Here is a 21,772-nt window from a genome sequence, read left to right as displayed (position 1 = left end):
AATGAATATTTCTGAACCATTTCCATACTTTTTTCCTTAAAAATTAAGGCTTATAAAAAAAGCATCACAAAATTATATGGAAATCAAACCGCTCAGTTCTTATCAAAAATTCGTAATGGCTTTATTGGCTATCACACAATTTACTGTTGTTTTAGATTTCATGGTGATGTCACCCTTGGGAGATATTTTGATGAAGTCTCTGGTTATCAGTCCAAAGCAATTTGGAGTTGCGGTATCAAGCTATGCTTTCAGTGCGGGTATTTCAGGATTATTGGCAGCTGGTTTTGCAGATAAATATGATAGAAAAAAGCTTTTGGTGTTTTTCTATTTGGGTTTTATAGTGGGCACATTTTTATGTGGAATTGCCCAAACTTATGAAACATTGGTAGCCGCAAGAATATTCACTGGTGTATTTGGAGGAGTGATGGGCTCTATTAGCATGGCTATCATTACAGATATTTTTGAGCTCAATCAGCGTGGTAGAGTGATGGGAATAGTGCAAATGGGTTTTGCTGCAAGTCAAGTATTAGGAATTCCCGTTGGTTTGTATTTCGCTAACCTTTGGGGCTGGCATGCACCATTTATGATGATCGTGGTTTTGGCCATTTTAATTATTTTTGTTTTGATTGTTAAGTTGAAACCAGTTGATGAACATCTAAAAATAAAGTCAGATAGAAACGTTTTGGCACATTTCAGGCATGTTTTATTGTTGAAAAACTATAGAATAGCGTTTCTTTCTACGGCCCTACTCTCAATCGGAGGTTATATGATGATGCCATTTGGAAGTGCTTTTGCTGTAAACAATTTAGGTGTTTCGCAAGCTCAATTACCCATAATTTTTATGTTTACAGGTATTTCATCTTTAGTAGTTATGCCGTTGGTGGGTAAACTAAGTGATAAATACGATAAGTTCAAAATCTTCGTCTTTGGTTCTATTTGGGCAATGGTCTTTATGATAGTCTATACCAATTTAAGCATTACCCCACTTTGGATAATTTGTATACTTAACATTTTGCTTTTTATGGGCATTATGTCGAGAATGATACCGGCTACTACACTTACCTCGGCGGTACCCAATATGCAAGACCGAGGTGCTTTTATGAGTATTAACGCTTCTTTGCAGCAAATGGCAGGCGGTTTAGCCACACTATTAGCGGGGTTAATAATTGTGCAAAAAGACTCGCATAGCCCACTAGAAAACTACCCAATTTTGGGAATCATCGGTGCGGTGGTGATGATAATCGCTGTTTGGTTTATTTTTAGGGTTTATAGGATAGTGAAAAATCAAAAAGCACAACCGAAATAATCAGATTGTGCTTCATTTTTATAGAAAACCAAACTCTTTTACTTAAAACTCGCCGTTCCTTTATCTAAAAACTTAATAAAGTCTGACTCGCTAGAATAGCCCAATGGTTCCAATAATTTTTCGCCGTTAGGGTGTACTATTATATAGTAAGGCTGGGCATTGTTATTATATTTTGTAATCTCTAAATCCATGTTTTTGTCTCCCACAGTAGTTTTCAATTCATTGTCATACGTTGAGGTATACTGTTTTTCTTTTGGTAGCTCTTTCTTGTCGTCAACGTATAAAGACGCTATCACAAATTCCTCTTTTAATCTTTTCAATACTTCAGGCTTTGACCACACGTTTTCTTCCATTTTGCGGCAATTGGCACAGGCATAACCTGTGAAATCTATCAAAATTGGCTTATTTATTTCTTTGGCGTAAGCTTGAGCGTCGTCGAAGTCATAGAACCCAAATAGTTCATGAGGTAATGCTCGCATTTTGTCAGTTGGCAAGTTTGAGTTAGTAGCACCATGCGAAGCTACAGGCATGGGAGGCAATATTCCAGAAAGTAAGGTCAGCGGTTTGTTTGCCACACCAGGAAGCATGTAGGCAGCTAATCCCAAAAAGATGGCCGCAAAAGCTATTCTTAAAAGCCCACGTTTTTCTATTTTATCATCCTTAGAAAAACGAATGAACCCTAAAATGTAAATGCCAGTAATGACGGCTATCACTATCCAAACCACTAAGAAGATGTTTCTATGTAGCAAGTTAAAATTATATGCTAAGTCGATATTGCTCAAGAATTTCAAAGCCAGTGCAAATTCTAAGAAACCAAAAACAGCCTTGAGTTCGTTGAGCCATCCGCCAGACTTTGGAAGGTTTTTGAGCAATTGTGGAAACATGGCCAAACCTGCAAACACTATTGCAAAAGGTGCTCCAAAGGCTAGCATTCCGTATAATGGACGAAGTACTTCGCCTTGAGCGGCAGCAATAAGCAGCGTACCGACCAATGGAACTGTGCAGCTAAATGAAACCAAAACCAAAGTTAGAGCCATAAAAAATATGCCAATTAAGCCTCCTTTATCACCGAGTCTGTCGACTTTGTTTACGGTTGAATGTGGAAGTACTATCTCGAAAGCACCCAAAAGTGAGATTCCGAAAAGTATGAATATTATGAAGAATAATAAATTAGGAGCCCAATGTGTACTGAGAAAGTTAAGAAAAGGTGCCCCAAAAGCCATGGCAACCAGTCCCATTAAACCAAAAATGGCCATAATAGATATACCATAGAAAACTGCTTTTGATTTTCCGTTTTTTTGTTTCGTAAAAAAACTTACTGTCATAGGCATGATAGGGTAGATGCATGGCATAAAGATGGAGGCGAAGCCAACGCCAAATGCCGCCAGTAAAAATTGCCAAAGGCTCTTACTTTCTTCCATAGGTTTTTTTGTAATTTCAGGATTACTAGTTTTTGATATTTCTTTTGCAATGGTCTCATTTGGAAGAACAGCACCAATCGTATCTTGACTCAAAGTGTCTGTTTTTTGCTCTAATTTGGAAGATTCTACTGCCGATACTTTAATGCTAAAAGACTCATTTCCAGGTACACATTTGCCATCAATATCGGTACATGTTTGGTAGGTTATTTTACCAGTTATTACTAGATTTTTCTCGAGGATTTTTACTTTTTGGATAAACTTGCCAGTTCCTTTGAAATAAGTTACATCACCACCCCAAATCTCATCAAACTTTTTTTTCGGATTAAGGGGTTTTATTTTCCCAATAGCCTGAAAACCTTTGGATTTTGGAAAAGTGAACTCAGTAACTGTCGGGCCAAGTTCAGGACTGAAGTCTGACGAATACAAATACCAGTCTTTCTCAATCGTAGCCGTAAACTCTAAATCAACTACATCGCCAACAGATATTTTGTCTTGTAAGACTTTATATTTCCAAGTGGTGGGTTTTTCGATTTGGGCAAACGCCGAAATTGACATGAAAAGTAGAATAAGAACCTTTTTTAAATGCATAAATGGTTTGTTCGTTTGAATATGAATACGTCTATTTATTAGGTTTCGTTTCTTTTCTAACAAAAAGCCCCTCAAATATATTTCAATCTGAGAGGCTTTTTTTAATTCGTACAATATTTTAGAATTTTGGACAAGCCAGTTCTTTCTTCCTTTGTCTTAGGTAAGGGCTTTTGTCATTGTCAAATTTTTCCAATTGATATGAGATAGAAAACTCATGCGAGCCACCTGTTCCTCTTCCTGCTGCCAAACCCGAAATAGTAAAGTCATAGCTATAACCAACTGAAAAATTATCAAATCTAAAACCTACCAATGCTGCTATAGCATCCTGATTGGGGAAATTATCAAACACTTTTTTCAATGGAATTCCTCTATATTGAAGTCCTAATGTCAATGGTGTGTAAGTAGCATAAGCTCCCAAATCCAATTGTGAAAATTGCCCTTGTTTTTTATACAAAAAAGTTGGTGTTATTGTAAACTCTTTGTCCATATTTCCTGAACCTGTTATCAAATGGCTGAGATTAATATTGTAGCCACCATTCACGACAAATTTCCGGGGTATACAATCACCTGAAGCACAACCATCAGCAGTAGAAACACCACTGTATGAAACCGTAGGCTGAGTAATGTGTGTAACTGCTAAACCCATAAATACCTTTGGATTATAAAATAAAACACCTGAGCCTACATCAAAATTTTTAACAGTTCTGTAGTTTGTTAAAGTGGCATAAGGGTCTGAAGATGGGTTGCCAGTGTAACCACTATTTGACAATTGATCACCAAAAATAAGGCCATTTGGATCAAAACCTCTATTGGAGTAGCTTCCCTGAAGTCCCATCCTGACAAAGTTTTTGTCTCCTACTCTTAGTTGATAAGCATAGAGGGCGGTTATTTCCGAGTTTTTAATCCTATTTCCTTGGGCATCACTCATCATAGTTATACCTATACCGCTGTTGGCTTTTTCTATAAAGTGATCGACACTTACTACTGAGGTGATAAAGTTTGCGTTTAGTGAAGGCCACTGATTTCTGTAATTAAAAATTAGCCTTGGAGCATATCCAGAACCAGTGAATGCTGGGTTATGATATAAAGGAGCAGCATAAAATTGAGTAAATTGTGGATCTTGTGCGAACGCCACGTTTGCCAAATTTGCCAATATTAATATTTGAAAAAGTCTTTTCATACAGTTTTTTATGGAACTTTATTTAGTCTTACAAATTTCGTTCCAATTTATTTTCTACTAAAACGCTATTGTTTTTTAAAAGTTGTTGTGCCTTTTTCGAAGTAGTAAGTGCTAAATTTCAACTAAATTTAAATAAAACGAATCGTAAATAGAAACAAAATCGGCAGAGAATGGGTTTTTTAATTTCTTTTATCAAGCGTTTAGGACATAAATCAAAAATAAAAAGTATATTTAGTACGTTTTTTGCGTATATAAATTCATCAAATAAACCTTTTTTGAAAACTTGGGAAAAAATATGTCAAACTTTACTTTTAATATTCTTCATAGGAGTATCTGGTAGTTTGTATGCCCAGTTTTATGTAAGTCCGAAGGTTTGCTTGGCTGATTTGTCGCTAGACCCAGCTACTGGTCAGATGGTAGGTTGCGAAAAACGAACAGCTTTTTTTGATACAGAGCCCTCTTCTGTTTCATGGCTCTGGGATTTTGGTGACGGTAGCCAATCAATATCAAGAAATCCTCAATACGTCTATCAAGCAACTGGTAATTATACAGTTACTCTTACGAGAGGTTTTTCTAGTGGTGCTGTAGAAACCAAAACAAAGCAAATCACAGTTGGTGCTTTTCCTAACCAACCTAAGTTTAACGATAAAATATTGGCTGATACGACAGTTTGTGAATCAAGCAGCTTGGAGCTAAATCCATTTAAGTTGCAGCTTGTTGGCAACGTAAAATATAAATGGTTTCCAACGGGTGATACCACCCGAACAATAACTGTAGATACTACAGGTTGCTATTCTGTAGAGGTCTTTGATGCTACGTCGGGTTGCTCTAGAAGTGCCAAAATAAATGTGAAGTTCTGTTTACAAGAAAGTAGCTCGGGTGGCGGTATTGAAAAGTGGTACTTTGGTAAAGGAGGTAGCTTAGAGTTTGGAATTGAAGGCGACAGCACCGAAAGAGACTCACTCGCTGTTGAAGGAGATTTAAACCCAGACTTACCACTTGAAGACCCGGCATTTAAGCCTGGTGTAACCAATGAAGTAAGTGAGGTAAATACAAGCGGAGCGGTGGCCATGGTTTATGATAAAAACACCAATTTAGTCTTCTATACTGATGGTAACAAATTATTTGCAGGAAGCGATGATACTGAGATTCAAACGGCTAATGGGGGGAACTTTACTGTAGGAAATGTCAGGAGTTCTCAAGGGCTCATGATAGTTCCTAAGTCTAACTGCAATGCTTGTAACTTTACTGAGTACTATGTTTTGTCTCTGAATCCTCTCACTAAACTGTTGTCGTATTCTGTTGTAGACATGCGATATAACAATAAAAAAGGTGCAGTTGTAGAACAGAATATTCCTTTAATGTTTACAGCTTCTGAAAAAATGGCAGGAATAAGGTCAAGCAATGATTCTGCTTTTGTTATGTACGCGTTTGACTATAAAAAGGGAGCATTCAATATACTTACTATAGATTCTACAGGCATAAATACAATGGAGCAAATTATAGGGAGCTCAAATGTAGATAGCTTGTCTTCAGTAGGGTATATTGCTATTTCACCAAACGGCAGAAAACTGGCACATGGAGTAGTTATTGCTGGTAGGAATTATGTAGAAGTTTTTGATAGGAACTTGAATACCAATAGCCTTTCAAATCCAGTATTGATAGACTTAAATGTAGTGGCTCCTCCTGTGGTATATGGAGTAGCTTTTGGTTCGAATAGCGATATTCTTTATACCACCATAAAGGGAAATTCTGGACAGTCATCTTATTTGATTCAACTAGCCCTTTTTCTTGGTGATGGAGCAAGCATATCCGCTCAAAAAGAAATAATTTTACAGCGAAACGACGAATTTGGGGCATTGATGCTCGGACCGGTTTATGGCATTGGAGAGAAATATTTGTATATGAGTGTAAATAATAAAAACTTTTTGCCATATCTACAAAATCCAGATGTTAAAGGAAATGCTGCAGTTGTGGGTCTTACTTATGTAGCAGGTTCTGCTAGTTTTGGTGCACCATTAGATGGCTTGGCCACTTTGGGCTTGCCAAATGTCTTAGCTCCAGCTGTAGAGCAGGAGGGAGAAGGAATTTCAGCAAATTATAGTGGTAACTGTCAAAATTCTCCAACAATTCTTACCACTCAGGGAATATGTAGCCCTATGCGAAATAAAGTGACTTGGTATTTTGACGACGGCACTAAGAAAGAAGGGACTCAAACTTCTTTTACATATACAAAGCCTGGCTGGCACACCATAAAAATGGTTGTGGAGGTTTTTCAGAAGAGCAAAATCAGTAGTGTTGTAAATAATCAGGTAGTAGATAAGCTTACCGAAACAGAGTGTACAGAGGAAGAATACTCTGGTACTATTTATATAAAACCAGCACCAGTCTTGACCATTCCAGATAAGTTGTACATTTGTTTAGAAGAATTTGAAAAAAAACCGTTCAGCCCTAATCCGAAAGGAGGGGATAGTTTTAAGTACTTGTGGACCACCACATTAGATGCTTTTTTGTCAGATAAACCTACTTATGTTTTTGATATTCCAGCCACATACAAACTTGAGGTAACAAATAACTTTGAGTGTGTAGCTAAAGATAAAATAACAGTATTAGAAGGTTGTGAACCCGCGTTGTTTTTGCCAGATGTTTTTACCCCAAATGATGATAATCTGAACAATGATTTTGAGATAATACCTGCCTACATTACAGATTTTGATTTCAAGGTTTTTAACAGATGGGGAGAGTTAGTGTTCAATTCTAAAAACCCAGAAATTAAATGGGATGGAAGGTTCAAAGGTAAGGTTTTTGGCAATCAGCTATATCCATACACTATTAGCTATCGATCAAAGTATTTTCCTGAAAGAGGAGAACTACAAACGCGTGGTTCCATCTTGATTTTAAAATAATACCAAAATCTGTAAAAATTTTACCTTATTCGCATCTATATTTGGTGTTAGGTTACTTTTTCCTATAAATAATACTCTGTACATGCGTCAAGATTTTTTAACTGGAAACGATGAGGGAATGAGCCCAGGAGAAAAGGATTTCGAGAGGGCTTTACGGCCTATTTCGTTTGACGATTTCGCAGGGCAAGATAAAATTTTAGAAAATCTTAAGGTTTTTGTTAAAGCAGCAAAAATGCGAAACGAAGCTTTAGATCATGTGCTTCTACATGGGCCTCCAGGCTTAGGTAAAACAACACTATCCCATATTGTAGCCAATGAGCTGGGAGCAAGCCTTAAAATTACCTCAGGGCCAGTATTGGATAAGCCAAGTGATTTGGCAGGTTTACTTACATCTTTAGATACCAATGATGTGCTTTTCATAGACGAAATTCACCGTCTAAATCCGATTGTTGAAGAATACCTGTATTCGGCCATGGAAGATTATAAGATCGACATCATGTTAGACTCTGGGCCAAATGCCAGGAGCGTTCAGATTGGCCTTAATCCCTTCACTTTGGTTGGAGCCACCACACGTTCAGGCTTACTTACTTCGCCCTTAAGAGCCAGATTTGGTATAAATGCTAGATTGGAATATTATGATGCCGAGCTTTTAAGTAAAATACTTATACGCTCAGCACAAATTTTAAATACACCTATTGACGAAAAAGGAGCTTTTGAAATAGCAAGAAGGAGTAGGGGCACGCCTAGAATTGCAAATAATTTATTGCGTAGAACTAGAGATTTTGCACAAGTAAAAGGTAATGGATTTATAACCATCGCTATTGCAGAAATGGCCCTAACTGCTTTGGAAGTAGATCAAGATGGCCTTGATGAAATGGATAACAGAATATTGCTGACAATTGTAGAGAAATTTAAGGGGGGGCCTGTTGGTTTATCAACAATTGCTACTGCTGTAGGGGAAGAAGCAGAAACAATAGAGGAGGTTTATGAGCCATTTTTGATACAAGAGGGTTTTCTAAAAAGAACCGCCCGAGGCAGAGAAGCCACCGAAAAGGCCTATAGACATCTTAACCTAGTGCCTAAATACAAATTAGGAGAGTTATTTTAGTAGGAAAAAATTTTATTTAACGTTTTTATTTTTATTTTTATCACTGTGTTTAGATTTTTTTGTCTAAAAACAGTGATTTTTTTATTAAATATCTATTAAACAAATCTTTAGACCTTATAACCTGAATTTGATATGCCCATCGGAAAATTAAAAAGAGAACAAGAGGAAACCATTAAAATTGAGAGAAAAACGTCAGCTAAGCCAATTCTTTTTGAAATAGCCTGGGAGGTTTGTAATCAAGTTGGAGGGATTTATACCGTAATACGCTCAAAAGTACCTGCTATGGTAGAGGAGTGGGGAGATAATTATTGTCTTATTGGGCCATACTTTGCTCAAACAGCTGGTATAGAGTTTGAAAGACTAGATAATGACGACTCTATATTTTCAAAAACTGCCCAAGGCTTAAGAGATAAAGGATTGGATGTGTACTACGGTAGGTGGCTAGTAACAGGTAAGCCAAGAATAATACTGATAGATTTTAACTCGAACTTACCAAAAGTTGATAGTCTTAAGTTCGACTTGTGGGAAAGACATAAAATATCAACCATCAATTGTGAAGATTTGGTAAATAGAGTTATCGCTTTTGGTGACCTTGTCAAGCAATATCTTCAATCATTTGTAGAAGATTACAGTAAAAAACAAGAAGTGATTGCTCATTTTCACGAATGGATGGCTTCTACAGCATTGATAGATCTAAGAAAAGACAAGATAAACATTGGAACGGTATTCACCACCCACGCCACCATGTTAGGAAGATATATAGCTGGGAACGTGAACGATTTCTATGAAAAGCTACATCGGTACGATTGGGAAAAAGAAGCTAAAAATTATGGAATAGAAGCTCAAGCTGGAATAGAAAGACAGTCGGCTCAACTTTCACATGTGCTAACTACTGTAAGCGATGTGACAGCTAAAGAATGTGAGGTGTTTTTCGGTAGAGTATGTGATTTGATATTGCCAAATGGCCTAAATATTACCCGATTTGCTGCCACTCACGAATTTCAGAATTTGCATCTAAAATACAAACAGAAAATAAATCAGTTTGTGATGGGGCATTTCTTTCAGAGTTACTCTTGGGATCTCGACAATACTTTATACTTCTTTACATCAGGAAGATACGAGTTTAAGAACAAAGGCTATGACCTTACTTTAGAAGCCCTTAAGAGACTTAATTTTAAGATTGTGCAGTCGGGGTTGGATATGACCGTAGTAATGTTTATGATTACTAAAAATCCGATACATTCTATAGATCCTCAGGTGCTCCAGTCGAGAGCAGTAATGGAAGAAATACGACAGACTTGCGAGTCAATGGAAAAAGAAATAGGAGAGCATTTGTTTCATGCTTCAGCATCCAACGAAGACGTAAACCTCCCAGATCTCAATAATTTTGTGAGCGAATATTGGAGGCTGAGATTGCGTAGAACTATTCAGACATGGAGAACAAAAACACTCCCTCGTACTGTAACTCACTTATTAAAGCAGCCTGATGATATAACTGATTTTTTTGAGAAGACAAATCTCATGAATCACCAACAAGACAGAGTGAAGTTTGTATATCATCCAGACTTTATTTCACCTACCAATCCGCTTTTTGGTCTAGAATACAGCCAGTTTGTTAGAGGATGCCATTTGGGAGTGTTCCCTAGTTATTATGAGCCTTGGGGGTATACGCCGCTTGAGTGTGTAGTAAGAGGTATTCCGACGGTCACGAGTGACCTATCAGGGTTTGGAGACTTTATGATGCAGCTTATGGATGACTATGAAAACGTGGGCGTATATGTGGTAAACCGTAAAGACCAAAACTTCGATAAGGCAGCTGATCAATTGGCTAATATCATGTTTAAGTTTGTGACTATGACTAGGAGAGATAGAATTATGCAAAGAAATAGAGTAGAAAATATATCTGATGTATTTGACTGGACCAACCTTCGGGCATATTATGACACTGCCCACGACTTGGCCCTGAAGAAAAAAGGTTTAGGGAAAAGTTAAAAACTTACTTTTTGTAAATTACTGTAAGTTAGTCATTTGTAATCATTTTTGGTTTTTTGGTATTAAAATCGTGCAATTTTGTATTTTTGCATAATAATATTCAAAAGACCGAATGTACTTGAAAATTGGCGTTTTTGTTTTAGCATATTTGATGGGCTCAATCCCAACAGCTTATTGGTATGCGAAGTACTTTCATGGAATAGACATCAGGGAGCACGGTAGCGGTAATGTTGGGGCTACAAATTCGCTAAGAGTCTTAGGAAAAAAAGCAGGAATAATCGTATTGATATTTGATTTGCTGAAGGGGCTGTCTCCTGTATTGTTGAGTAGGTATTTGGGTTTTTCAGAAGAAGAAACTTTCTTGGTAGGTATTACCAGTATTTTAGGTCATGTCTGGTCAATATTTGCCGACTTTAAGGGAGGAAAGGGTATAGCAACATCGCTTGGTGTAATTTTGGCAGTGGCACCAGCAGGGGCAGGTATAAGCGTTTTGGTTTTTGTATCGGTGGTTTATTTTACTAAATATGTGTCTCTTGGCTCTTTGTTGGCTGGATTGACGTTTGTTTTCTATTATCTAATTTTTTATTCTAGTCAAACTACCATGTCTTTAATAGCATTCTCGCTATTTATACTTTTAGTTTATACACATCGTGAGAATATCAAGAAACTACTAAAAGGAACAGAAAATAAACTTTCCTCAAAAAAATAAGCTACTCTAAGACTTCTTTAAGAATGCTCATAGAGCGGAGATTTCCAAACCCCTCTACATGAATTTTATAGTAAACAAGCATTAGTTCAAGGGCTTTTATTCTCAACGACTTGCTGATTTGTAATTTAGCACCAAAGTCTTGCCCTATGAGTTCTTTTATGAGCTTTTTTTCCTCATTATTTACTGGTATGGCATGTTCTTGAAGTTGACTCACTACGTCGTCTTCGTTGTCAGGGCCAAAACCTAGATAAAAGCAGTAGTTGATAAGGAAATACAAATGAAAGTTCTCAATTTGTTCTTCGTGCTGGTCTAAGTATCTCAACGAATCTTCTAGGAAATTAAAAAGTGGCGTATTCTCAGAATGCTCTTTGAGGCTGTTGTTTAGAACCTCATTAATGAAAATCCCGATACTAGATTTTTTTATATCGACAGTAACGGTGTGATATGGATAAAGACATTTTATTTCGGATATTCGATTTATTTCTTTTTTTGTGTCGTGATAAACCACCAAGTCGAGTAGTGTAAGTGGCTGAAAAAGAGCAATTTTGTTTTTCCCTTTGGCACTTCTGACCCCATTTTCTATATATGTTTGAATGCCAAACGCTTCTGTATATATTTTTACAATAATCGAGGTTTCCTTGTACTTAACAAAACTGATGACTATTCCCTTGGTTTTATGTAGCATGATACAACAAAAATAAGAAAATTAATAGCCAAAGTAGATCTAAAAAATGCCAATAAATATAAATAAGTTTGAAATTTAGTTGATTCGGTGGGTTGACACTATACACAAATGAATCAACATAAGATTTATTTCTAAAAACCTTGGCCACCGTTAATGAAAGAGCCACAATGCCGCCAAAAGTATGCAGAATATGTAAACCAGAAAGTATATACAAAAACGAAACCCCGGTGTGATTTGCCATAGTAAAGCCTCTATTTGCCAATTCCATCCATCCACTAATTTGTAATACCAAAAAGAGCAAACCTAACAAATAGGTGATTCCTAAGTAACTTTTGTAGGAGACAAATTTTTGGCTAAAAAGCTGTTTTTTAGCTAGATATATGGTGATACTACTCAAAATTATTACCAGCGAACTCACCCAAAAAGTTTTGGGGATTATCAAAGGAATGTTTTGATTAACAAATTCTTTTTTCAAGAAAACAAGAAACACCGCCAAAAACAATATGCTGCTGCCGAACATGGCCAAATACAACATAAACGCAAAAGGCTCCCTTCTCTTACTAAATTTGTTCTCGTTCATCGTTAGTTTCTCAGCTTCGTTCAGTATCTTCGTACGTAGAGTTTACTCTAATTACAGAACAATGGTTTTACATAAAAGTTTGATGTATTTGAATTTTAGCATCTATACCTTTAGAAAAGACTTTAAGTACTTATTTTTAGCTATTCTTTTTTTTAGTTTCCAGAAACTTAAATCTCAGGATTTATGTCAACAAACGTCTTATGCAAAAGGTGATTTTGATTTAAGTAGTCTTACTTTGTGTTTACCCCAAATCCTGACGGTAACAAATACTTCTACTGCAATTTCCGTAAAGTATATATTTGATTATCAGGGAGAAGATATTGATGAGGCTAGGTTTCTGGCAACAAATCAGGCCTCATTTAATTATTCATCTAGAGTAAAAAGGCCCGAAATTATCACTGTTTTGCAAATTGGAGACATAAATGGCAAAACATCAATAGCTTGTAAAAATCTTACAGTAAGGCCTAGCAATGTTCCAGTGTATAGTTATACCACCTGCACCAATAACAATTTGGTGGTAAACCTCCCACAAAACCCCTTAAACGATTTCGACGAATACGAAATTAGTATCAACAATAGCGTAACTACAATTACTCAAAGTCAGCTGCCATTCGAAGCTATAAAAAATACTCCTTTACCAGCACAGCTTATAGTACAAGGCAAATATTTGGACCCAGCTAAAGGCTGCCAAACTCCGGTTGCAGTTGAAAATGTATCTTCCTACTTGGCTAGTTTAGGTGGGATAGAGAGGCCATACCATCCGAATATTTCAAAACTTAGGCTAGACACACCTACAAAAGCATCATTCACATTTACAGGAGCATATCATGCGTCTAATCAGACTACCGACCAATACAAGTTATATGTCTATCCAAGTGGCTCATTACCCAACCCAAGCAGTGTTACTATGGTAAATATTTTACCTGGCAACTATACTTCAATTATCTCAGACAGTACCAAGTCATACTGTTTCTTTGTGAAAAGGGAGACGAGTGTTTGTGGCTTAGTTCCTGAACAATCTGCGGAGATTTGCACTATTCCGCTAAAAAAAGCAGCTTTTGTGCCTTATCGTTATGATTTAGAATGGGTTAAATACCCCAGTTTATTATTTGGATTAGGGAGTTCAGGATTAAGTAATTTATCAATAAATCAACAAATTATGAGGATCGAAAACAGCTCTAATCTTCATACTATTCTACTTTCTTCGAATGCATTTACTCACTCTGATTATACCATAAATTGTAAAAAAAAGTACTGCTATCGGCTAAAAGTAAATACCACCGGCCAATTTGATTTTTTCAAATTTACAGGTCAAAGTATTTCAAATATGATTTGTGTAGATAGGTCAGCAATTATACCAAACGCCACTTCGGAGGTTTATGTAAGTACAAATCCAAATAATCAAAATGCGGTTTTTTTTAATAAACAGCCAGCTTGGCCAATAGAAATAGATAGGTGGATTTTGTATAAAAATGATGGAGGAGCCTATACCAAATTTGATAGTCTTTCACATCCAACAGACTTTGTTTCGGATACCTCTTTGGTTTCAAAGTCAGAGTCTTACAAAATATCTTATGTAGATAAATGCGAAAGCCAATCAATTCTTTCAGACTCCGTAGCGTCAACATTTTTATCATTTAGAGAGCCCAATCAATTGACTTGGAACATTGAGCTACCATTTGACAATTCAGGCATCGGACTTTATGAGGTTTTGTACTTCAATGAGAACTCAAATACAATTCAGCTTATAAAACAAGAGTCTAATAACCAGCACGAAATAAGTTTTAAGGAGTATGATCTTAAAGCAAAATTTAGATTAAAAACTATTTCAGATGACTCACCTTTGAGCTTTAGTTATTCAAATACTATAATAGTTGATGTTCCAGGGAGTTTAAATTTGCCCAATATATTTACCCCAAACGGCGATCTAATAAATGATAGATTAGCTGTAAAGGGAGATTCTGACAATCTGTTGACTTTCAGTTTGGAAATATTCAATAGATTTGGAGAGAAAATTGCTCAAATCTCAAATCCGAAAGAAAGCTGGGATGGAAGAATAAAAGGAAAGGTGGCCTCAGTCGGTATATATTTATACAGATTATCAGCAATTTTGAAAAACGGAGAAACCCTTACTAAAGATGGAATCATAGAACTTATGAGATAAACGCTGTTTTTTAAAGCTTTTTTGATTCATTTTTGTAAATACCCACCACTCTAATACTATTTTATGGCGTTTTTCTTCGACCTTTGCAACGAGAAAAATACCAGATGAAAACAAAAGGAAATCGTAAGTCGAAAATAAATATAGTAACACTAGGTTGTTCCAAGAACTTAGTAGATTCAGAGATATTGTATACACAACTTAAAGGAAATGGTTTAAGTGTATCTCATGAAGCAGAAAAAGACGATGCCCAAATAGTGGTAATCAACACTTGTGGATTTATAGACAATGCTAAGCAAGAAAGTATAGACACCATACTAAGATATGTAGAAGCCAAAGAGGCAGGGCATGTCGAAAAAGTAATTGTTACAGGTTGTTTATCACACCGTTACAAAGACGAGTTGGAGAAGGAAATTCCCTTAGTAGATTCTTGGTTTGGAACTAACGAGTTGCCTCGTTTACTCAAAACTCTCAAGGCAGATTATAAAAAAGAATTGGTTGGTGAGCGGCTTTTGACAACTCCTGCTCACTATGCTTATCTCAAGATTGCCGAGGGTTGCGACAGGCCTTGTAGTTTTTGTGCAATTCCCCTCATGCGAGGCAAGCATGAGTCTCGACCTATGGAAGAATTACTACTTTCGGCCAAAAACTTGGCTGCAAAAGGCACTAAAGAAATCATCCTTATAGCCCAGGACCTCACTTACTATGGCTTAGATATTTACAAAAAACGTAATCTAGCAGAGTTTTTAGATAGATTATCAGACATTGAGGGTATCGATTGGATTCGGTTACAATATGCTTATCCATCTGGTTTCCCGATGGATATTTTGGATATAATGGCCAAGAAACCAAATATTTGTAAATATCTCGACATGCCCCTCCAGCATGGTTCTTCAGAAATGTTGAAGATTATGCGTAGAGGAATCGACAGACCTAAAACCGAGCAGCTTTTGGCAGAAATCAGAAATAAAGTTCCAGATATAGCCATCCGTACGACGCTAATTGCGGGTCATCCTGGCGAAACAGAGGAGAGATTTGAGGAAATGTATGAGTTTGTGAAAGAACAAAGATTTGATAGATTGGGTGTTTTTCAATACTCGCACGAAGACGACACGCATTCATATCAGATGGAAGATGACATTCCAGCCGAAGAAAAACAAGAGAGAGTAGATATCATCATGGAGCTTCAACAAGGAATCTCAGAAGAACTCAACCAAAAGAAAGTAGGAAACACTTACAAGGTGCTTTTTGATAGAAAAGAAAGCGGTTATTTCATAGGAAGAACCCAGTTTGATTCTCCAGAAGTTGACAACGAAGTTTTGGTCTCAGCTGACGAATATGTTCGTCTGGGAGACTTTGCCAATGTTAAAATCAACAGTGCTGCCGAGTTTGACTTATACGGATCTTTGGTGAAATAAAGGTCAGAAAAATCTAAGTTTTTATCTTAAATACATTGGGAATCTTGTAAAACGCAAACCAATCGTAAAATCCAATCTGTTGAGATTTATGGGTGTTGGTAGTGCTAGTTTTTCCACTTTGTTGTCAATGGTCGTTATCTGGCCATAATTGTAGCCTCCTTCTAGACTAAGGACAATGTCTCTACCAAAAATATCATTACCCAACAAGAAATCTAAACCTAAGGTAGCTGCGGCACCGTAGGCTTGACCTTTGAAATTAAAAGCGGAGTTGTTGGTAAGGCCTTTATCCGAATACAAATGCATACCAGGGCTTAAAGTTAATATTGCAAAAGTCTTGTAGTCTATACTCTTTCTAAACAAGAAAGTAGGGCCAAGAAATTTGTGTGAGACTTTATTGGACAGTTGCCCATTTTTAATTGGCTCCTGAGAAAATAAATCTGGATAATCCAAGCTAGTACTTGAGTTCCTTGCTTGATAGTTGGTGTATGTTGCCCCTATGCCTATGTTATCGCCGAAAAAGTATGCAGCATCAACACCAAACATCCAACCTCTCAAAAGTTTTTCTTTGTATAAGCCGTATGGAGATGTATCAGAGTTAGGAGCTATAATATTTCCCAACCCACCTTTTGCTCCAATTCTATACTTTAGATAATTTTTGAACTCAGAAACTGGCTCTGGGTCTGCCAAAGGCGATATTTCTTCTTTTTGCTTTTTCGTTTCTAACTTATCTGTTTTTTCATCAGTATTTTCAGTTCCATTTTCAGACTTAGCATTTTTTATAGGCTTTTCGTCTGTTAGTGGCATATTGCTGTCACTGTTTTTTTTTATTTCAGTGGCGTTAGCCTTAGATTTATCAATACTACTTTTAGTTAATTCACTATTGGGCTTTTGGGCTACTTCATTACTATTTTTAGTATCTACAGAAGCTTCCATATTCTTTTTTGTGGTCTCTTTTGCAGCCGCAGGTTGTTTTTCTTCTGAAGATTTCAATGGCACACCTCTGTTCGACTGTCCAGACTTGGTTTTTTCTATAAGTTTATCATTCTGCAAAACATCAGTAGGGTAGTAACTATACTTAAATGATGAAACTAAATTTTTGAAAATCTCATTTCTAAGAATCTTGTTTTTGGGGCCTAAATAAGCATATACAAATCTAGTAGGGGTTTCATCAAGAATTTTACATCTGATTTCTTCACCTGCTTGAGTAACAATCAAGTCTTTTTGTGCGTAGGTTTTTGAACCTATAACTATAAGTGCAAAAACCACAATAACCCTAAATAAAAGTCTGGTCATTTTAATGTCTGATAAATTTAATTTATATTAATTTCTTATGCATCGAAATGCAAAAATAATCAAAAACTATCTAAAACTTTGGAAAGAACGTTTCTGTACCTCTCAATAATTAATCTCGTGTACACAGTTTACAATAATCGTACCGAATTGATTTTTCTTCTTACCAAACGTCAAAAGGGATTTTAATTTATAGTTTATGCGAAATTTAGCCTTAAACTAACTTTGGAATAGTTTTTGTAGTAATTTCATTAGATTTTTCAAAAAAATATTGTTTCAATGAAGTGCATTAACTTACCGTTAACTAATTTTTTTTGACCAAAATTTCACTTTTAAAAATTTATTGTTTTATATTTCGAAAAAATTAATTCTTCAATTTAAAAACCCCTGATAGTACAATATGGTATAAAACTCTACGTTAACTAATCTGAAAATACATAATGGAAAAAATCCTAGTTAACGAAAGTGAGCTTATATCAGCGTACATCCGTGGAGACGAAAAGGCATTCGCCACGCTTGTTAATCGATACAAGTCCAAAGTTTACACTACTATTTACCTTGTTGTGAAAGACAGTTACGTCGCTGAAGACCTAACTCAAGATACCTTTATTAAGGCCATAAAGACTTTAAAAGAAGGTAGGTACAACGAAGAGGGCAAGTTTTTGCCTTGGATTCTTCGCATAGCCCACAATTTGGCCATTGACTATTTTCGTAGGGCAAAACGTTATCCTAACGTAGTTTTTGAGGATGGAAGTAGTGTGTTCAACTCTCTCAATTTCGCAGAAGATTCTATTGAGTCAGCTCAAATCAAAAAGGAATCTTACGAGCATCTGAGGAGTATGATCAAGAAGTTGCCGGAGCAACAACGCGAAGTATTGGTAATGAGGCATTACGAAGACCTCAGTTTCCAGGAAATAGCCGAAGCTACGGGCGTGAGTATCAATACTGCATTGGGTCGTATGCGTTATGCTCTTATCAATCTAAGAAAATTGATGAGTAAAACAAAATATGCCTATGACACAAACCTGTACATCAACGCAGAATGAGATTATCCGTTATATTTATAACGAAACGTCAAGTTCTGAAAATGTTATCATTGAGACCTCTTTAGTTTATGACAATGATTTGTTGGAGTTCTACCTCGATTGCCTCGAGTTAAAAGAAGAAATGAACCAGATAAATCTAAGTCCGAGAGAATCAACGATACAAAACATCTTAAATTTTTCTAAAAGCTTTAGACCTGCGATTTAATCGCAGGTTTTTTTCTTTTAAAACAACAATTGTTTCCTCACCATATTCCATCTAAGACCAAACGAAAAAATGCTCTCGGTTTCGGCTTCAAAGTAAGTGTCTTTACGCCTTTGATACATAAGGTCTGCAAACAAGTTATGCTTTATCATTACTGAGGCCACCACTTCAGTGTTTTTTATGCGGTTTTCGAAGCCCTGGCCTATATAGTTGTCGTAATCAGATATTCTTCCAATACGATTGTTGAGCTTGATATTTCCGCCGTAATTGCTGCTGTCTTTGTCTTCCCCTTTTAATGCACTCATGGCCACAAACGATAGAAAGACTTTGGCGTGCGGTTGGTATTTAACAGAAACAATATTTTCTTTAAAATTAGCTCCTAATGGATGGGCCATGGGGAGGTTGTAATTTACATAGTTGGTATAATCTGTAAAGTGAGAATACATGTATGGCCTGGCTCTGTTGAGTTCATAGTGGAAGTCAAGGTTCTTGATTTTGAATACGTCAAAATACTTCGCACCCATCTGCCAAGCATATTTTTTAGACCACCAGCCGTCTTTTTTGAATTCTTTTGAGTTGTATTCATCCAAAAAATATTGTCCGTAAGCAGTAAAGGTTTTGAAAAGATTTACCTTGAAGTCAGCACCTACCATGGCATTGTCAGAACTGCCTAAGTAGCCCTCCACAAACCTGTAGAAAATAACTGGATTAAGGTAATTTAGCTCAAAACCTGTTTTACGAGGCCCGTACATTACACTCTCAAACAAACCTATGTTTAGAGTTTTGGTTAAGTTGATGTTTAGATGATGAAACGCCATATATTTGGGAGCGTTTGTGATCTGACTAAAGGGAGGGTTTACTACTTGCAAGTTGGTCATTTGACCTAGAATGGACAAATATTGAAGTTTACCAATTCTCAGGTCTGTTTTTAGTTGTAAATACGGAGCACTAAAATCACTCAAAACCATTGATCTGATACCCGAACCTACAAAGTTTTTGTCATGCCCAAACGCCACTGTGAGGTTTTTGATAGGCTTAAATGCAAAGTATCCGATAGCTGTAAAATAATCTCCTTGTAACAAGTTGTAGTCATCATTTTTTACTTTTACGAGCGATTGATAAGGATAGCCAAGGTATATTTTGTAGAAATTTACCATAAAGTTTGGGCTGGAGCCTTGGTTATCAGTAACCATTGTGTAAAAACCCAGTTTTTTATTAATATTTCCACGTATTTCTATGCCTCTGGAATTGATAAAGGTAGATTTTGATTTTAAGTTTCCATGAGCCGAATTACTGCCAAATCCAATATTTAGAACTGGGGAAACGTGTATGTCAAAATCATCTGATTTGACAAAATACATGTCTGATTTGTTTTTATAAAGATGCCTAAAAATTGGTTTTTTGCTCAGATTTTTGACACTGTCTTTTGTATGCAAATACTCCCAGTTGTCTACTTGCAGATATTCAAAGTTTCTTTTATCGGTTTTTGAAAGTTTCTTAAAAGTGACACTATCTATTGCGGCCAGAAAATCTCCAATTTGTTGTCTTGTGAAAGGTTTAATATTTGTGTGAAATGAGTTGGAGAGTACTCCTGACTTTACCTCAAGCCTTTCTACAAAGCTCTCGGATATTTGGGAAATAGAACTATTAGCACTTTGAGAAAAACCATAATTGAGGTTTGATAAAAAAAACAGTAGGAACAATTTTCGCCTCATGTGCTATTAAATATTAGGAAGAAAGGTGCGAAAATAATTAATAATTAGCACTAATAAGCAGATTAATTAATAATTTTGGAACAAAGCAATGATGCATTAAGTTTTCAAAATAACGAAAACCAATTGAATGAAGACATTTGAGATTCCGCAGATATACAGAAGTTCCATAATTTCCAGTATTAAAGAGAAACGTCGGGTAAAGGATAAGTTAAAAAAGGATTTTAGCCCAACCGTTTTAGACTTTGAGAATGTTAAAGTATTGATTGCAAGGCATTTTGGCTTTTGTTATGGTGTTGAGAACGCAGTAGAAATAGCATATAATGTTTTGAACGAAAACGAGGGGAAAAGAATATTCCTTTTAAGCGAAATGATTCACAATCCAGATGTGAACGCAGATTTATTGTCGAGAGGAATAACGTTTTTAATGGATACAAAGGGCAATAGACTAAGTGCCTTCAGAGACTTAAAGTCTGATGATATAGTGATTGTACCTGCATTTGGTACTACTATAGAAATTCAAGACGAGTTGGCCTCTCTCGGAATAAATACATATGAATATGATACTACCTGTCCATTTGTCGAAAAAGTTTGGAATCGAGCTCAGCAAATCGGAGAGCGAGGATACAGTGTAATTGTTCATGGCAAACCCAACCATGAAGAAACAAGGGCTACATTTTCTCACAGTCAAGCAAAGACTCCAACGGTAGTTGTGAAAGATATGTCAGAAGCGGTTCTCTTGGCAGGATACATTCGAAAGGAGAAGCCCTCAGAATCTTTTTTTAAGGAGTTTTCCGGTAGATTTTCTGAAGGTTTTAATCCCGAACGAGATTTGTTGCGATTTGGTGTGGTGAACCAAACCACCATGCTTGCTACAGAAACACAGGACATTGCGAATTATTTAAAGGAAGAGTTGATTAAAGCCCAAAATTTAACTGAGTTGGAGGTGCCTGCATATTTTGCAAGTACTAGGGACACACTTTGCTATGCAACTAATGACAATCAAGATGCCACCTATGCTTTGATGAAAGAGAAGGCCGACTTAGCAATTGTAGTTGGGGGATATAACAGTTCCAATACTACCCACCTGGTGGAATTACTGGAAACCTCAATGTCGACCTATTTTATTCAGACGGAGTTAAATTTAAAATCTAGAGATTGCGTTTCTCATTTTGATATTCATTCTCATGTTGAAAAGGAAAGTTTTGGAGTGCTAAATTTTGAACAAAAACCTACAATTGTACTTACCTGTGGAGCGTCTTGCCCAGATGCGGTGGTGGAAGCAGTTCTTAGAAAAATCGTTGGATTTTTTGAAGAAGACGTGGTTTTAGAGCAGGTTTTGGAGTCTTTATGAATTCATAATTTGTATTAAAAAGCGATTAATATTTTGATATTTTAAAAGAATTTGAATAACTTAACGTTACATAAAGACATAAACATATTACCCATGAACATGCTTGAGTATATA

15 protein-coding genes are annotated in these 21,772 nt (G+C 36.3%); 9 read left to right on the top strand and 6 right to left on the bottom strand.

Annotated elements, in window-relative coordinates:
* Positions 1–76 precede the first annotated feature (76 nt).
* Complete coding sequence (locus tag EGI26_RS11255) at positions 77–1,306, top strand: MFS transporter (protein ID WP_255078382.1); 1,230 nt, start codon at positions 77–79, stop codon at positions 1,304–1,306.
* Positions 1,307–1,344: 38 nt separating this feature from the next.
* Here the strand turns inward: EGI26_RS11255 and EGI26_RS11250 are convergent, their stop codons facing one another.
* Together EGI26_RS11250 and EGI26_RS11245 are read right to left on the bottom strand one after the other, a co-directional pair.
* A complete protein-coding gene (locus EGI26_RS11250; RefSeq protein WP_255078381.1) occupies positions 1,345–3,315 on the bottom strand; it encodes a protein-disulfide reductase DsbD in 1,971 nt (656 codons plus the stop codon).
* 118 nt (positions 3,316–3,433) lie between these two features.
* A complete protein-coding gene (locus tag EGI26_RS11245; protein WP_255078374.1) occupies positions 3,434–4,495 on the bottom strand; it encodes a type IX secretion system membrane protein PorP/SprF in 1,062 nt (353 codons plus the stop codon).
* Positions 4,496–4,770: 275 nt separating this feature from the next.
* Between EGI26_RS11245 and EGI26_RS11240 the strand changes: the two genes are divergently transcribed.
* From EGI26_RS11240 to plsY, 4 genes are all read left to right on the top strand, one after another.
* The gene (locus EGI26_RS11240) at positions 4,771–7,401 is read left to right on the top strand and encodes a PKD domain-containing protein (RefSeq protein ID WP_255078373.1); all 2,631 of its coding nucleotides are present in this window, start codon (positions 4,771–4,773) and stop codon (positions 7,399–7,401) included.
* Positions 7,402–7,483: 82 nt separating this feature from the next.
* The gene (ruvB, locus tag EGI26_RS11235) at positions 7,484–8,509 is read left to right on the top strand and encodes a Holliday junction branch migration DNA helicase RuvB (RefSeq protein ID WP_255078372.1); all 1,026 of its coding nucleotides are present in this window, start codon (positions 7,484–7,486) and stop codon (positions 8,507–8,509) included.
* 132 nt (positions 8,510–8,641) lie between these two features.
* Positions 8,642–10,501 (top strand): glycogen synthase, encoded by a 1,860-nt coding sequence (locus EGI26_RS11230; protein WP_255078371.1) that lies wholly within the window; start codon positions 8,642–8,644, stop codon positions 10,499–10,501.
* Between the two features lie 112 nt (positions 10,502–10,613).
* Positions 10,614–11,210, top strand: coding sequence for a glycerol-3-phosphate 1-O-acyltransferase PlsY (gene plsY / locus EGI26_RS11225; RefSeq protein WP_255078370.1), 597 nt, complete (start codon positions 10,614–10,616; stop codon positions 11,208–11,210).
* Position 11,211: 1 nt separating this feature from the next.
* Here the strand turns inward: plsY and recO are convergent, their stop codons facing one another.
* Together recO and EGI26_RS11215 are read right to left on the bottom strand one after the other, a co-directional pair.
* Positions 11,212–11,895 carry a DNA repair protein RecO gene (gene recO / locus EGI26_RS11220; protein WP_255078369.1) on the bottom strand — a complete coding sequence of 228 codons (684 nt, stop codon included), beginning with the start codon at positions 11,893–11,895 and terminating at the stop codon, positions 11,212–11,214.
* Positions 11,885–12,475, bottom strand: a complete 591-nt coding sequence (locus EGI26_RS11215; protein ID WP_255078368.1) for a cytochrome c oxidase subunit 3 — start codon at positions 12,473–12,475, stop codon at positions 11,885–11,887. Before EGI26_RS11215 ends, recO begins: the two co-directional genes overlap by 11 nt.
* 61 nt (positions 12,476–12,536) lie before the next feature.
* Between EGI26_RS11215 and EGI26_RS11210 the strand changes: the two genes are divergently transcribed.
* Entirely contained in the window at positions 12,537–14,639 is a 2,103-nt protein-coding gene (locus EGI26_RS11210; protein WP_255078366.1) for a gliding motility-associated C-terminal domain-containing protein, read from the top strand.
* A 104-nt stretch (positions 14,640–14,743) separates the two neighbouring features.
* The gene (rimO, locus tag EGI26_RS11205; RefSeq protein ID WP_255078365.1) at positions 14,744–16,054 is read left to right on the top strand and encodes a 30S ribosomal protein S12 methylthiotransferase RimO; all 1,311 of its coding nucleotides are present in this window, start codon (positions 14,744–14,746) and stop codon (positions 16,052–16,054) included.
* A 21-nt stretch (positions 16,055–16,075) separates the two neighbouring features.
* On the opposite strand, the gene EGI26_RS11200 is transcribed toward rimO, so the two are convergent.
* Positions 16,076–17,347: a hypothetical protein gene (locus tag EGI26_RS11200; protein WP_255078364.1), complete on the bottom strand. Its 1,272-nt coding sequence runs from the start codon at positions 17,345–17,347 to the stop codon at positions 16,076–16,078.
* 437 nt (positions 17,348–17,784) lie between these two features.
* Here EGI26_RS11200 and EGI26_RS11195 point away from each other — a divergent pair, with 437 nt between their 5' ends.
* On the top strand, positions 17,785–18,390 hold the full coding sequence (locus tag EGI26_RS11195) for an RNA polymerase sigma factor (RefSeq protein WP_255035666.1): 606 nt from the start codon (positions 17,785–17,787) through the stop codon (positions 18,388–18,390).
* Between the two features lie 222 nt (positions 18,391–18,612).
* On the opposite strand, the gene EGI26_RS11190 is transcribed toward EGI26_RS11195, so the two are convergent.
* The gene (locus EGI26_RS11190; protein WP_255078362.1) at positions 18,613–20,307 is read right to left on the bottom strand and encodes a capsule assembly Wzi family protein; all 1,695 of its coding nucleotides are present in this window, start codon (positions 20,305–20,307) and stop codon (positions 18,613–18,615) included.
* Positions 20,308–20,434: 127 nt separating this feature from the next.
* On the opposite strand from EGI26_RS11190, the gene EGI26_RS11185 reads away from it, so the two are divergent.
* Positions 20,435–21,658 carry a 4-hydroxy-3-methylbut-2-enyl diphosphate reductase gene (locus tag EGI26_RS11185; RefSeq protein WP_255078361.1) on the top strand — a complete coding sequence of 408 codons (1,224 nt, stop codon included), beginning with the start codon at positions 20,435–20,437 and terminating at the stop codon, positions 21,656–21,658.
* The last annotated feature ends 114 nt before the right edge of the window (positions 21,659–21,772 follow it).

The organism is Lacihabitans sp. CCS-44 (assembly GCF_024343735.1).
Taxonomy (GTDB): domain Bacteria; phylum Bacteroidota; class Bacteroidia; order Cytophagales; family Spirosomataceae; genus Leadbetterella.
The sequence above is the reverse complement of the archived record's forward strand: the minus strand, read 5'-3'. Positions and strand labels throughout refer to the sequence as shown.

Coding starts and splice junctions, on each gene's coding strand:
- EGI26_RS11210 (WP_255078366.1), top strand. CDS start 12,537: ATGGTTTTACATAAAAGTTTGATGTATTTGAATTTTAGCATCTATACC.
- EGI26_RS11230 (WP_255078371.1), top strand. CDS start 8,642: ATGCCCATCGGAAAATTAAAAAGAGAACAAGAGGAAACCATTAAAATT.
- EGI26_RS11185 (WP_255078361.1), top strand. CDS start 20,435: ATGAAGACATTTGAGATTCCGCAGATATACAGAAGTTCCATAATTTCC.
- plsY (WP_255078370.1), top strand. CDS start 10,614: ATGTACTTGAAAATTGGCGTTTTTGTTTTAGCATATTTGATGGGCTCA.
- rimO (WP_255078365.1), top strand. CDS start 14,744: ATGAAAACAAAAGGAAATCGTAAGTCGAAAATAAATATAGTAACACTA.
- EGI26_RS11190 (WP_255078362.1), bottom strand. CDS start 20,307: ATGAGGCGAAAATTGTTCCTACTGTTTTTTTTATCAAACCTCAATTAT.
- ruvB (WP_255078372.1), top strand. CDS start 7,484: ATGCGTCAAGATTTTTTAACTGGAAACGATGAGGGAATGAGCCCAGGA.
- recO (WP_255078369.1), bottom strand. CDS start 11,895: ATGCTACATAAAACCAAGGGAATAGTCATCAGTTTTGTTAAGTACAAG.
- EGI26_RS11255 (WP_255078382.1), top strand. CDS start 77: ATGGAAATCAAACCGCTCAGTTCTTATCAAAAATTCGTAATGGCTTTA.
- EGI26_RS11195 (WP_255035666.1), top strand. CDS start 17,785: ATGGAAAAAATCCTAGTTAACGAAAGTGAGCTTATATCAGCGTACATC.
- EGI26_RS11245 (WP_255078374.1), bottom strand. CDS start 4,495: ATGAAAAGACTTTTTCAAATATTAATATTGGCAAATTTGGCAAACGTG.
- EGI26_RS11250 (WP_255078381.1), bottom strand. CDS start 3,315: ATGCATTTAAAAAAGGTTCTTATTCTACTTTTCATGTCAATTTCGGCG.
- EGI26_RS11200 (WP_255078364.1), bottom strand. CDS start 17,347: ATGACCAGACTTTTATTTAGGGTTATTGTGGTTTTTGCACTTATAGTT.
- EGI26_RS11215 (WP_255078368.1), bottom strand. CDS start 12,475: ATGAACGAGAACAAATTTAGTAAGAGAAGGGAGCCTTTTGCGTTTATG.